At 33.5% G+C, this 12,450-nt stretch carries 15 protein-coding genes; 13 read left to right on the top strand and 2 right to left on the bottom strand.

Annotated features, from left to right (window positions below):
• The first annotated feature begins 227 nt into the window (after positions 1 to 227).
• The 10 genes from PBF_RS23055 (at position 228) to PBF_RS23095 (ending at position 8,591) form a co-directional block, all read left to right on the top strand.
• Positions 228 to 833 (top strand): TlpA family protein disulfide reductase, encoded by a 606-nt coding sequence (locus PBF_RS23055; RefSeq protein ID WP_035333136.1) that lies wholly within the window; start codon positions 228 to 230, stop codon positions 831 to 833.
• Positions 826 to 1,257 carry a hypothetical protein gene (locus tag PBF_RS25985; protein ID WP_152539730.1) on the top strand — a complete coding sequence of 144 codons (432 nt, stop codon included), beginning with the start codon at positions 826 to 828 and terminating at the stop codon, positions 1,255 to 1,257. The genes PBF_RS23055 and PBF_RS25985 overlap by 8 nt, the downstream gene beginning before the upstream one ends.
• Positions 1,258 to 1,421: 164 nt before the next feature.
• Complete coding sequence (locus tag PBF_RS23065) at positions 1,422 to 1,997, top strand: hypothetical protein (RefSeq protein WP_035333139.1); 576 nt, start codon at positions 1,422 to 1,424, stop codon at positions 1,995 to 1,997.
• Between the two features lie 415 nt (positions 1,998 to 2,412).
• On the top strand, positions 2,413 to 2,700 hold the full coding sequence (locus tag PBF_RS23070; RefSeq protein ID WP_035333142.1) for a PqqD family protein: 288 nt from the start codon (positions 2,413 to 2,415) through the stop codon (positions 2,698 to 2,700).
• Positions 2,690 to 3,097, top strand: a complete 408-nt coding sequence (locus PBF_RS23075) for a lasso peptide biosynthesis B2 protein (RefSeq protein ID WP_035333143.1) — start codon at positions 2,690 to 2,692, stop codon at positions 3,095 to 3,097. The genes PBF_RS23070 and PBF_RS23075 overlap by 11 nt, the downstream gene beginning before the upstream one ends.
• A complete protein-coding gene (locus PBF_RS23080; protein ID WP_035333144.1) occupies positions 3,090 to 4,784 on the top strand; it encodes an ABC transporter ATP-binding protein in 1,695 nt (564 codons plus the stop codon). The genes PBF_RS23075 and PBF_RS23080 overlap by 8 nt, the downstream gene beginning before the upstream one ends.
• Positions 4,750 to 6,537, top strand: coding sequence for an asparagine synthetase B family protein (locus PBF_RS23085; RefSeq protein WP_035333146.1), 1,788 nt, complete (start codon positions 4,750 to 4,752; stop codon positions 6,535 to 6,537). Before PBF_RS23080 ends, PBF_RS23085 begins: the two co-directional genes overlap by 35 nt.
• Positions 6,538 to 6,573: 36 nt before the next feature.
• Positions 6,574 to 6,717, top strand: coding sequence for a lasso RiPP family leader peptide-containing protein (locus tag PBF_RS25990; RefSeq protein ID WP_152539731.1), 144 nt, complete (start codon positions 6,574 to 6,576; stop codon positions 6,715 to 6,717).
• An 87-nt stretch (positions 6,718 to 6,804) separates the two neighbouring features.
• Entirely contained in the window at positions 6,805 to 7,671 is an 867-nt protein-coding gene (locus tag PBF_RS23090; RefSeq protein ID WP_035333148.1) for a hypothetical protein, read from the top strand.
• On the top strand, positions 7,668 to 8,591 hold the full coding sequence (locus PBF_RS23095; RefSeq protein ID WP_035333154.1) for an ABC transporter permease: 924 nt from the start codon (positions 7,668 to 7,670) through the stop codon (positions 8,589 to 8,591). Before PBF_RS23090 ends, PBF_RS23095 begins: the two co-directional genes overlap by 4 nt.
• Positions 8,592 to 8,739: 148 nt before the next feature.
• Here the strand turns inward: PBF_RS23095 and PBF_RS27235 are convergent, their stop codons facing one another.
• Complete coding sequence (locus PBF_RS27235; RefSeq protein ID WP_152539732.1) at positions 8,740 to 8,892, bottom strand: hypothetical protein; 153 nt, start codon at positions 8,890 to 8,892, stop codon at positions 8,740 to 8,742.
• 324 nt (positions 8,893 to 9,216) lie between these two features.
• Between PBF_RS27235 and PBF_RS23105 the strand changes: the two genes are divergently transcribed.
• From PBF_RS23105 to PBF_RS25650, 3 genes are read left to right on the top strand one after another with little or no spacing between them, the layout of a single operon-like run.
• On the top strand, positions 9,217 to 9,582 hold the full coding sequence (locus PBF_RS23105; protein WP_035333158.1) for a hypothetical protein: 366 nt from the start codon (positions 9,217 to 9,219) through the stop codon (positions 9,580 to 9,582).
• A 13-nt stretch (positions 9,583 to 9,595) separates the two neighbouring features.
• Positions 9,596 to 11,059, top strand: coding sequence for a competence protein CoiA (locus tag PBF_RS23110; protein WP_035333160.1), 1,464 nt, complete (start codon positions 9,596 to 9,598; stop codon positions 11,057 to 11,059).
• Complete coding sequence (locus PBF_RS25650) at positions 11,041 to 12,048, top strand: hypothetical protein (protein WP_152539733.1); 1,008 nt, start codon at positions 11,041 to 11,043, stop codon at positions 12,046 to 12,048. The genes PBF_RS23110 and PBF_RS25650 overlap by 19 nt, the downstream gene beginning before the upstream one ends.
• A 211-nt stretch (positions 12,049 to 12,259) precedes the next feature.
• On the opposite strand, the gene PBF_RS26915 is transcribed toward PBF_RS25650, so the two are convergent.
• Positions 12,260 to 12,355: a putative holin-like toxin gene (locus tag PBF_RS26915; protein WP_222125080.1), complete on the bottom strand. Its 96-nt coding sequence runs from the start codon at positions 12,353 to 12,355 to the stop codon at positions 12,260 to 12,262.
• Positions 12,356 to 12,450: the final 95 nt, after the last annotated feature.

Here is a 12,450-nt window from a genome sequence, read left to right on the forward strand (position 1 = left end):
TTCTATCGAGCAAAAACTGTTCACTTTAGTCTAGCAGTTACAAATATCCGTGTTAATGCTGATATCAATTGTTTTACTCATGAATTCAAGCTCTTTTCTCCTTGAATTTTCAGTGTTTTATCTATTTATTGGCCTTTTGGTCACCATTGGAGTTCTATTAATGCAAAAACTACTTTCAATTCATCAAGAAACTATTAGTAAATTAAATGTAAATGGAGTTGATTAAGATGGACCAATTTATCTTTTATTCAGTAATATTGCAATGGATTGTTTTGATAGTTGTTATTCTAGCAATATTTTTGGTGTTCAGGCAGTTTGGTGAGGTTTATTTGAAAGAGAGTAAAGCAATTCAAAGAGACGGTTTAGCCATTGGTGAAACAATCCCGAAATTCAAGGCTGCTTCAGTAAATAGCAGCAAAACTTATAATCATGAAAGCATTTTGTCCAAACCTACCCTAATAACATTTATTTCTCCAAACTGTAAGGCCTGTAAGGATATGCTACCTGAATGGAATGATGCAACTACCACTTTAGGAAATAAAATCAACTTTATTTTAATTTCAACAGGAAGAAAAGAAGAAAATGAAAGAATGCTAGAAAACAATGTTATCAAGAGTGAGGTCCTTATTGATGAAGAAATGCAAATATTCCGTGATTTCAAAGCTAGAGTTACACCATTTGCCTTTATGATAAACCAAAAAGGGGAGGTGACTGAAAAGGGATTAAATAATGGGAAAGAACACATCCATGGTTTAATTTCTTCTATTGAAGATTACGTTGAATTAAAAGGAAATGACTCTAATCTGAGAAAGGGAGTTGTAACAAATGTTTAAGTTAATCGAAGCAATTGATCGGTTTTCAAAATTAATATCAGAGAATATTGCTAGAGAGGTAAATAGAAAAACATTTTTGAAAACTATTTTGACTAGTGCATTTGCGGGAATAGCGGTGTTTTCTGTGAATCTCAATCGTACCTCTGCTGGCGCATTAAGCTGGTGTGAACAATGGAGATCTGATAGTAACTGTACACCACCGTGGGGTAGATTTTGTTCAGGATGTACAACCTCTACAAAATGTCCATCAGGTTATAAGGTATCAAAAGCATGGGGATATTCTTCAACTGGTTGTTGGTGTCTTCCTGGAGGGCCAGGATATGATTGGACTTGTTGCGACTGTACGAAAGGGGCTGACGTTACAAAAACTTACTCAAGTGATTGCGGATGCAAGGGATCATTTAAATCTAACGCTTTAACGTGATTTTAGGATTATATTTATTGCTATCTTGAATTCTATAAAATTATGAAGGAGGGCTGATAATGAGCTGGGTAAGTAATGGAAACCTTGAAATAGCTTTAATTTTTTTATTGGCTATTATCGCGGGTAGTTCGAAATTCTGTACCTACTGAGGGGTAAATGTAACCTTGGAGTTACTGTCTCTCGGTGAGAGGCGTAAATGGTCAACTTTTTTTAAAAGTGTTAGTACTTATACACTATCCGCTGTAATTGCTGGAGGAACATTTGGGTTTGTAAGTACACTTTTTATATTCTTATTAACCTTCTGGGTTCCAAACCAAATTAAAGAACTGGTTATTTTGGTAATCTTTTTGTTGCTCTTATTGCATGAGCTTAAGATAATAAAGTTAAAACTTCCCCAGAATCAATGGCAAATACCTTCTAGTTGGTTAATATACAAATCACAAAAAAACATGATAATATGGGGAGTTATTCTAGGTGCTGGAATATTCACATATATACCAAATGTTTCATTCTACTTATTATATATATATTTAGGATTTTTCTATTTACCCAATGAAGCAATTTTATTTGGAATGTTATATGGATTTAGTAGAGTGTTACCATCTATTATATATGTCCTTTGGAAAACTAATTTGAGGAATGACTTGAGTGATTTCCATATTATCTGGCGACTAAAAAAAGTCAGTAAATTTTGCAATATTGCAGTCTGTATTTTATTTGTATCATTTATTATAATGTGAAATTATTCAGGAGTTAAAATTTCATATTTTCCGTCACAGTGTCCCTTCTTTTGGGTAATCCATCTTGCTGCTAAAAGAAGCTTTTTCTAATCGCCTAACAGATAGAAGATGACAACGAGGTTCAAGTGGAAGAAAATACATCGATATAACGGAGCCTTTAAGGGGCTCTGTTCTTTGCTCATATCTAACAGTGAATATAACATTCACTGTTTTTTACTTTAATAATCATAAATTCATCATTCGAAAATTGGTTATTATTTGACAATTTACAACAAGTATATTATTTTTTATTTATTGGAAATTATTTTACTTTTTATGAAAAAAAAGGTAATATGTAGAATCTTGTAAGCAATTCATTCTGAAAAACTAGTTAACGACACTACCATCTTTTACATTTTAATAGGAGGGAATCCGTGTGGAGTCATTAAGAAAAGAGACGAAAATTCAAATAAATGACGATGTGTATATTTCTCGGAATGATCATAATCAACTTATTATCCTAAATCTAAATACAAGTATGTATTTTGGACTTGATTCAGTTGGGGCCGTTTTTTGGGAATACATTAAAAAACACGAAAACGTAAACGCTATCATTAATCAGCTGATCCAACATTTTAATGTAGGGGAACCTATTATAAGAAAAGACTTAGAAAATTTAGTTACTCAATTAAAGAATAAAGAGTTGGTTAAAATTGTTAACTAAGATTAAAATATATTACTTATTTACTTACTATCATATACTACTTAAAAAACATGGAATCAAATTTCTTTTTAACAAGTTATCTGGAGTGCAAAAGCCTGCAAAGGAAATGGATTTTTCTTTTAATGAAATCAAAAAATTATGTATGGAAATTGAGGAAGTTAGAGCTAAACATGTTCTAAAGGATAAGGCTCTCTGTCTTCACCGCTCACTAGTTGGTTATAAGCTTCTAAGAGAAAAAGGGATAGATATAAATTTATGCATAGGCATAGCTAAGAAAGATTTTGAAGCACATGCCTGGCTCTTGTACGAGAATGAAGTAATAAATGATGATGAAAATTATGTAAGCAACTTCAATATTATTTTTCAAACAAATACGGAAGAGGGACTTTGTGAATAAGGGTATTTTAGCTCCATTAAAAAAGTATATAGGAATGTTTTCTGCAACCATCTTGATTACATTAGTTATAGTTTTGCTGCAGGCATATTTTCCATATATTAATAAGATTATTGTAGATGACATAGTTACCAATAAAAATTACTCACTTATTAATTCTGTTATTATTTCAATCATTATAGTCGCATTGTTTATGTGTATTTTAGACGTTATTAAAAGATGGCTAATCACAAACATGGCTGAAAATATACAAAAAAACTTAAAAGAGGAACTGTTAAGTCACTTGAGAAAGAAACCATTTGAGTATCAAGTTAAGAAAAGTGATGGTTACCTGGTCTCCTATTTTCAAAGTGACATTACACTAATTGCTCTCATTTATCGAGATATTTTCCCAATAACAATTCAGATTTTTTTCCAGATTTTCATTTCGCTAACAATCATTATAAGTGTCAACGTAAAGATCTTACTAATGGGTATTTTAATTATATGTTTGAATGTAATAATTACTAAAAGTTTCAGTCACAAAATAAAAGATTTTTCAACAAGGTATCAACATGAAAATGCTGAAGTCCATAGATTTTTAACGGACACATTAAAAGGAAGTAAGGAAATACTAAACTCAAATGCAGAAGAATGGGAAAAGACTAAGAATAGAAACGTTCTAAAAAAACCGATTTCAACCTCGCTAGCCTTAACAAAAATATCAGCGCTTTCCTTAAATATCAATCTGTTTATTTATTGGCTTTCATTTGCAATGATTACTTATTTTGGCCTGGGCTTAGTAAGGAAAGGCGAAATGAGTATTGGAGTATTAATCGCAACTACTACTTACTTTATGAGCCTTCTTAGCCCGGTCTTGTTACTTTTTGAGATGAACATTGAATATAAGAAGGCTTTGGGAGGCTGGAAGAGAGTAAGAGAGTTGATTAGCCAAAAAGAAAGACCAGAAAAAAACAAAACAATCAACGAATCTCTTAAAGAAATTAGTTCATGTAATGTTTTAGATGTTTCATATGCTCATTCTGGTTTAACAAAGAAGTTATTAAATAATATAAATTTTTCTGCAGCTAGGGGAGAGCTCACTTTAATTAAGGGTGTTAGTGGTGAAGGGAAATCGACATTAGTTCAATTAGTGGCGGGATTTGTTAGCCCTACTGTCGGTAAGATATTTTTGGATGATCTCTTAATAGACGACATACCCGATACAGAATTGAGAAAGCATATGAAAGTCATGTTCCAAGATCCCGATTTTTTTGTAGGAACTATTGCTGATAATTTGACCTTTAATAAAGAAAATATAACAGAAGAAGAAATCCACCATATACTGAGTTGCCTAAATTGTGAATTTATATATCAATATTCAGATGGAATACATTCCATATTAGATGAAAATATTAGGTTATCGGGTGGACAAAAGAAACGATTAGCGTTAGCTAGAACCATTTTAAGTAAGTCCCAGGTATTGATATTAGATGAGCCAACCTCCGGTTTAGACATGGAAAATGAACAAAATATTTTAAATTACTTAAGTGAAATAAAGGAACAAAGAATAATTATCATAATCTCTCATAGTAGTCTTGCAGAAAATTATGCTGATCGAAAATATGAGCTGAATCATGGGAAATTAGAATTTCAAACGCTAGGAGGTGATTCTCTTGCTAGGAGCAATTTATCTAAGCCAAGAGATTAATCCGCATAATGTCATGGTAAATCAGGAAACAAAAGTGGAACAGGAGGGTCAACATTTCTTCCTAAGGAGTAAAAAGGATTTTGATCTTTACCCAACGGAGATTCGTATCCAATTAGGCGGGTGTGAATATTTTATTTTACTTAATGGCCGAATAGATGACCGAGAACATCTTTTTCAGAAACTCTCATTAGATGCCAATAAAAGCGTATCTGATACGTATTTAATTGGTATGCTTTATCAAAAGTTTGATTTAGAATTTGTAAATTTTTTAGATGGAGATTTTGCATTTTCTATTTGGGATAAGCAGAAAAATCGCCTAATTTTGGCTAAGGATCCAATAGGGATAAAAAACTTATTTTATAGTGTAGATAGTGGATCTGTAATATGGTCATCAGCAATTCGAAATATCTTACATATAGTTCCTAACCAAAAAGTAAATTCAGCTTATATTAAAAGCTTTCTCCTGGATCACCCAATTGCTAATGAAAGCACAGCATACGAGAATATCTATAGACTTGAAAGTGGAGAATTCCTAGTGTGTGAGAATGGGCATATAAAAAAAGATTATTATTATCAATTTAAAATTCCTAGCATCACCTATCGAAAAGAAGAAGATTATTTCCAACATTTTAATCAATTATTTGAAAGGTCTGTTCATAATCGTCTAAGAACTCCAGATAACAGAGTAAGTATTCCGTTAAGCGGAGGAGTTGATTCTTCTTCAATCATCGCAATGGCTGAGAATATTAATAAAAAGGATAATTGGAAATACAATATTGCTACCTATTCTATAGTTTTTGATGAGAAGGAAGCAGACGAAAGAAAATACATTAAATCTATGTTAGAAAAATATAATTTAAAATCCACCGTAGTATATGGAGATGAAGACTGGAACTTTAAAATTGATTTCAATGTATTAAAAGAATTAGATGAACCTTACCCATTGTTTAATAGAGCATTAGCATCAAAAACTTTATCGGCTGCAAAGAGAGACAATATTTCTGTAGTCCTGACTGGGCATGGCGGGGATCATATTTTACATGCTGATTTAAATTATCTTGGTGAACTCCTAAAGAAGGGCAAGATAATTAATTACATTAAGGATCTTAAACAATGGAAAAATAAGTACCCATTACATCAAATATTAAAACAAAATACATTAGATCCTATATTTAGAAAAACCAGACTCGAATATCCTTCATGGTTGAAGAAAGAAAGATTTGCAGATATGGACTTGTCTACAATCTTAACAAAACGATTTGAAGAACTAAAGTGGGACAGTAAAACAATAACTGCTTATTTTAATACGATCATACGACAAACCGGTCATGAATGGTTTGATCAGTATTTATCCAACCCAATAGGTGTGGAGCGAAGATATCCGTTCTTAGATGTTAAGCTTATGGAGTTTCTGGCTGCAGTACCACCCACCTTAAAAATCAGGCCAGCAAACAATAAATATATTATTAGAGAAAGCTTGAAAGCATATCTTCCAATAGAAATATATGGCCGGACTACGAAAGGTAATCATAGTTTTCTCATAACAAAGGGATTTAAAGAAGAGTGGAATCGAATAACAGAATATTATGATTTCAAAATTTTGACTGAACTTGGATTTGTAAACGGAGAGGAAATAAAAGAGTATTGTGAGCGCTGGTATATGGGTTATCGCTATGACCTATATAATGCCTCAGGTATTATGAGGGCTTTGGCTCTAGAAATCTGGCTAAGTGATAAACAGGATATCATATAAAATTTAAAAGGCACCTACAATAAGGAGGAAATACACATGTCAGAAAAAAAAGATGTTAAAATTGAATACTCCACGCCAAAATTTGTAGAGTACGGAAGTGCTGTTGATTTAACTAAAGGAAGCCTTCAGTCACAGTTAGCAGAAGGCACTGATCCTTGGACTGGCTATCGTCGTTCTTAATAGATAAACTGTAAACACATATAAAATCCTGTTTAAAATAAAATAAAAATGTAGGTGCCTTTTAAATTTTATATTATGAGGAGAATCATGACATCATTAATAAGAATTTCAATTAATATAATAGTGCTGTTAATATTAGCAGCAATTCCACTTGGCCTTTCAAATATGGATGGCAGAGTTAATTTTGATATAAGCATTATGTTTGCAAACATTAGTTCTTTTTTACAAGGGTTGTTTTCGGGAGATTCCTGGTATTATCATCAAGGTGACAGGGTTCGTTTTATCATTTCCGATTTGTTTTCATTTTTTATCTCTTCTTACTTATATATGATTGTTGCTTCTTTTATAGTTGTCATTCTTTCAATAATTTTGGGGATATTTTTTTGGAAGAAATCAAGTAAGAGGCTGGATGCAAGTCTCGGTATTCTTGGAGTCATACCTGATTTTTTACTAGTTCTTTTATTGCAACTATCAGTTGTATATATAAATAAAAATTTTGGTATTTCTACTTTTAAAGTAGCTTCTTCCTCGGTTAGTGATCCTGCTATATTTTTGCCGTTGTTCACTTTGGTTTTAGTTCCCTTGTTTTACTTAGTAAAAAGTTTGTCGGATGTGACGTTTGATGTATCAACTGAAAACTATGTACTTACAGCTAAATCCAAAGGCTTAAGCAAACTATATATATATGTTTACTACGTCTCATTAAATGTATTTCCCTATTTAAAAGCCGATCTCTTTAAAGTAACAAGTATTTTAATAGGAAACTTATTTATTGTTGAATATTTATATAATACAAGAGGTCTTACTTCCATTCTTTTTCAATATCAAGTGCATTTTGGTTATCAATATAACCTGGTTGTTATGTGTCTACTTTCATTTTTTATTCTTTACTTAGCCTGCTATTTCACTATATGGTTATTCATTGTTACTGTAGAAAGGTGTATTTCAAGATGAAGAAAAGGGCGAACTTTAGATTAATAGTAGGCTTAGTCTTGTTAGCCTTTTTTATAGTAATCTCTATAATTGGGCCTTACGTAGCTCCTTATGATCTAGATTATTCTAAGAAGATAGATCACATTTACACAAGTGACGGTGAAAGGAAGTTGATTTCATCTCCCTTCCCTCCCTCAAAGGATCATTTATTCGGTACGGATAAATGGGGATATGATATTTTGACATTAATGCTTTATGGAGCTAAATATACGATTTTTACAGTTCTTGCTGTTTCGTTAGTTAGAGTCATAATAGGTGCAGCTACAGGTATATTGGCAGCTATGGGCAAACGTGAAATTGCAAGTAAGCCTAATAAGATTTCCCTTTTTAGTGGAATCCCAACTTTTATCATAATTTATTTTGTCATGCTTGGAATCAATATTGAACCTATTTTTAGCACCAGTTCATTATTATTAATCCAAGGAACTTTGATGGTGATTTTGGGTGTTCCGGGAGTTTTTAACGTAGTTTGTAATAAGACTTTAGAAGTTAAAAAGAGTGCTTATATTGAGGCTGCGAGAACTTTAGGAGGAAGTAAATTACACATATCCATTAAACATATATTCCCAGCTGTGAAAGGGAACTTGCTGCTTATTTTCTTAAATGAATGTATTCAAGTAATGCACATAATTGGTCAACTTGGCATTTTTAATTTATTTCTCGGGGGAACAGAAAAACAGTATTTGCCAACAATTTATCTTTCTATGACTCATGAGTGGGCAGGATTAATTGGACAGTCCCGTTCATTCCTTTATCACTCTCAGTGGATAATTGTTTTCCCGCTTCTTGCGTATTTGTTATTATTAATTTCTTTGTATTTTACATCATCGGGTTTAAACAAATATTTTAAAGATAATATCAGAAGGACTAGTTATTTATAATATAGTAGTTAACACGGAGCCCTTAGGGGGCTCTGTTAGTACTAACAGTCAGATAGAGAGGACCCTCAAAAATGAAGGTCCTACATAGATGTCATGCATGGTGTTTTATATATATATCCAAAAATCATTATTTATAACCACAGATTTACTAGTATTCAATGTCGATAATATCACTACATTGAATCGTGTGGTTTTGATTAGAGCAGCATACTATCTTCAGTGTGAATTTCTTCTCATCGAAGTAATGTATAAAGCCTTTTAAGTACTCCGATTTGGTCCCAAAATAATAAGTGATAGTCACTTCTTTATTTTAAACTCCATCCTCTCGCATATTGCTTGACTCAAATATTCAAGATGTTGTTCATCTAAAGTAGGTTTTGGGGTGATTTCTAGTTCCTGTTGCTGTAACCGATTTTGACAAAATTCAGGCTGAAATCCCACCATCCTAACCATCATAATTACTCGATTGTTTATGGCCATCTTCACATCTCTCCTCAAGAGAACGTTTGTTCCTATAATAACCTCAATAATAGTAATTAAACAAGTTAATTTTTTTCCCTGGAAACGATAAAATAAGTAATAGATGAGGAATTTTTTTCTATTTATTATAAAAAAGAGGGATATTATGAAGGTTCCTATTCCAGAGAGTGAAGAGCAACTAATTGTAGATTATATTTATTTAGACTTTCTAATACGAGCCTTAGAGGAAGATCGCCTGTCTGTCAGAAGCATCCCGTTTAAGATTCCAGAAGTATATGAGTCCTTGATAGATGAGCATCTAAAGAGGCTGAGAGCGGATATAGTTAGAGCTAGGAAGCAAATGAGGGAATTGAAAATTAAGGTGATTGGTCCTAAGAAGGTAAATGAAGATTTTGTACAATACGATTATTATGCGCATGGGTACGAAGGCAACATGAGATTCTGGACGGCTGCAATGGAATATAAAGGTACCAAAACTCTAAAGCGATATTTTATGTCAAATTCAGAATGAGGCGGGGAAGACCTTGTTTATCGTTGAAGATAGATTAAAAACTCGAATTAACTCTTTGGATGTGGAAAATACAGACACCATAAAAGAGATGTGCAGTGAAGGGGAGTTGCTATGTCCGGAGTGTCGGGGGCCAGTAGAATTCCGCGCTGGTAAAATTAAACGATCTTACTTTGCCCATAAGAGTAAAGAGTGTAGCTATCCTTATGGTGAAGCTGAGTCAGAGCAACATATGAACGGTAAATTACAGTTGGCCACTTGGTTGGAGATGTTATATCCTTCTTCACAAGTGGAGTTAGAATATAAGATTTCTGAGACTAATCAACGTTCTGATGTACTTGTTTTACATCCTTCAGGTGAAAGGTGGGCCTTCGAGTATCAATGTAGTCCCATCCCGGGTGAAGTTTGGGAGGAGCGGCATCAGCTATATAAAGCTGCAGGAATAAGAGATTTTTGGATATTGGGGAGTCATTTGAATGATTGGAAGGATTCTGAACGTCCTAATCTCTATTTGAGAAGAGATTTGGAGCGTGCTATTTTTAATGAATTTGGTTATGTTTACTATTTTGGAGCCGCTTCATTCAAGGGTCAAGAGAATAATTATTGCTTTAATATTCTACGCGGGGGCAAGCTTGCAACCAAAACCATTTTAGAGGGGGCTTCTGAGTTTACAGAGCAGACTCTAAATTCGACATCTATTATGGAAGATGAGCTTTGGAATGAACAGATCCTGGAGTATTTCGCAAACCGTTCAACAATTATTCAATTGGAAGATAAGCCGGTACTTTACTCTTTGGCTTATAAATATCTTTTACGTTTAGAGCAGGAAAAGGCAGAGAGCGAAGAAATTCAAAGAAGGAAAATAGAAGAACTAAATAGAACTGCATATAATGAATTTTATCAAAGTTTAGTCCAGAGGCGGAAGGAACAGTATACCATGCTAACATACCAAGAACGAAAGCTATTTCATCATTTATGTAACAAGCATGGCTTTACTCTTGAAACACTGCCGGGGTTTTTCTTTTCCGAAATTGAAAATGCTCATTTAATAAAGACACCTCCATTTGTATGGCAGTTATGGATATATGATCAATTTATTTTTAATCAGAAGCGGATACAAAGTAAAAAGGACATCGCTTCTGTATGGGTACCAACAGTTAATGAAAAATTCAAATGGATGAAGAGACAAGGTTATTTCCAGATTGAAAAGATGAAGGATGAATACGGAGGATATTATATCTTCGCTCCAGGAGATTTTATTGACTATTTAAGTAGAATAGGAGTAACAAAAAGGCGTAGTATTAAAAATTCAAAGTTTCATGAAATCATTAGTGATTACATACATCCCTCGAGCAATCTCCAAGAAAGTATCTTTGTAGAATGGAATTCCTTTAAGTATGCTCCTAATTTGTACTTGCCAGAAGAAATTCCAAGAAAGGTAACGAACTCTTGGAATGATTATTGGAAAAGAAAAAATTAACAAGTGGAGGTACCATGTCGAGATATCAAAATATCTTTCAATATTATCGCGGCCAGTCAAGGGGTTCAACACTAGAAACAAAGCAACTTCAGATAGAGAATAATTTAACAAAGGCATTTCTTAATGTCCTGCAATATTCCTCACCAGAAATGACATCAAAGTTCCTCAAATTTGCCGGGTTGAGTCCCATAGTTACTCAGTCCTTTGAATATCGATACCAAGTAGCTAATGTATTAAGTCATGTATCAAGTAAAGGTGCTATTATCGGCATAGCTGAGAGTGATGAAGTACGTAATAGTAAAGAAAAGATGTTTACGATTCCTGATGGAGCAATTTTATCGGAAGATGTATCTGTTCTAATTGAAAGTAAGGTAGGGTATAACTCATACCTAACTCATCAACAGTTAGAGGGGCATAAAAGTAGCTTTGCACCTGGCCAGCAAATCAAGGAGAAGCCGATTATCTTAACCTGGATGGATATTCGGAACTTCTTTCAAGGTGATCTTAGCTTGTTCGAGGAAAGAGGAGAACAGATAACTTGTTTTTTAATAAAGCAGTTTGAGGAATTCTGCCTGTTAAATAGTATAGGGGACCGCCAAAAGTCAAAGGAGTACTTTTTTCTTCATTTCGAAAAGGAAGCAGCTCAGAAGTTGGCAAGAGATGTTGACCGATATATTTGTAGTGAATTTGCTCCTTACATAGAAGATGCCGGAACAAAAGATGGCATTGGTTATAGAAAAAAGGGGAGGACTAAATTTGCTACTTTAACCACAGCCCGGCAAAGATGTTTAATCCTCCATATAGGAAGAAAAGAAGAAAAACTTGGATTACAACTTCAGGAAAAAATCGACTCCGTATTAGGTAAGAAATATGATCGGAAACCATATGAAGAAGTTAAATATCCACATGAAGCATATATTAGGTTAGAGTGGGTATCGGATTTACAGTATATAAAAGAATTTATTAGCCAAGCCTATAATAGGAACTAATCGACTACGCAATTATGAAATATACCAAATTAGGTATAGTCTGCTTTACTTCAAATTATATTTATGTTTATAATTTAACTATAAAGTTCATATATTAAAAAAAGAGACCCTGGCTGGAACCAGGATCTCAATGTACAGCAAGCTGCCTGAAGTGCAGCGGCCAATCCGGAATAGAAGTAGTCCTACTCACATTGTGGCGATGCAGGGTAGGCTACTTCTTTTTATTTGAAGAAATACCTATAGCGATCACGGCAACGATAAGTGTAGCAAAGCTCACCATCAAGTTCATTGCTTCATACGTAACCATCAGCGGCACCCCCTTTCCTTAATGGATTGGAGGAGACCGCTGCCCACCCCGCGTTTGCTGTACAAAAAAATTATATCATAGGGGAGCTGAGAGTA

Source organism: Cytobacillus firmus DS1 (assembly GCF_000565285.1).
Lineage (GTDB): Bacteria > Bacillota > Bacilli > Bacillales > Cytobacillaceae > Cytobacillus > Cytobacillus firmus_A.